An 831-nucleotide genomic window follows, 5' to 3' on the forward strand; every position below is an offset into this window, starting at 1 on the left:
AACACACCCAGAAGCCACTCAGATTTCGTCTACCGGACTCTCACCGTCTACGGTCGGCCTTCCCAGACCATTCGACTACCCGAGCAGTTTGTAACTCCTTGCTGGACTGGTAGACCCAGCCGGATGGTCCCACAACCCCGCACACGCAACCCCTACCAGGTATCACACGCGCACGGTTTAGGCTCCTCCGCTTTCGCTCACCACTACTCACGGAATCACTATTGTTTTCTCTTCCTGCGGGTACTGAGATGTTTCACTTCCCCGCGTTCCCACCAACCGCCCTATACATTCAGACGGCGGCGACACCCCATGACGGGTGCCAGGTTTCCCCATTCGGAAATCCCCGGATCAAAGTCTGGTTGCCGACTCCCCGAGGCATATCGCAGGCTCCCACGTCCTTCATCGGCTCCTGATGCCAAGGCATCCACCGTATGCCCTAAAAAACTTGAACACACAAAACGATCAAAACAAATCGCAGAAGACAAGAACACGAACTCAAACAAACCGGAAACCGGTCCGAAAGAGAACGAGTTCTCACCAGAGATGCTCGCGTCCACTGTGCAGTTCTCAAAAAACAACCGGGCCCACCAAAACCACAACCCCGTGAAGAGCCGTGGTCTTGGTCCCGCGATCCGAGGTCACCCAGGCTTAGGTAGCCCGTTCCCTCAGGACCCAACAGCGTGTCCAACCTGCCAGCCGCCCGAAGCTCCTCGTTCCCACTCCCCCGAACCAGAGCTCGGGGACGGTACTAGCTGAGCCGCACGGCCAGCAGACTGAATAACCAGTGCTCCACATCTATGAGCAGCCACCTGACAGACATTCGCCGTCATA

Annotated in this window: 1 rRNA gene; it reads right to left on the bottom strand. The window is 56.8% G+C overall.

The window, feature by feature from the left end:
- Window positions 1-451: ribosomal RNA gene (locus tag ACH01S_RS41745) — 23S ribosomal RNA — on the bottom strand; the annotation flags it as partial.
- Window positions 452-831 lie beyond the last annotated feature (380 nt).

Origin of the sequence: Actinomadura chibensis NBRC 106107 (assembly GCF_001552135.1) — a bacterium.
Taxonomy (GTDB): Bacteria; Actinomycetota; Actinomycetes; order Streptosporangiales; family Streptosporangiaceae; genus Spirillospora; species Spirillospora chibensis.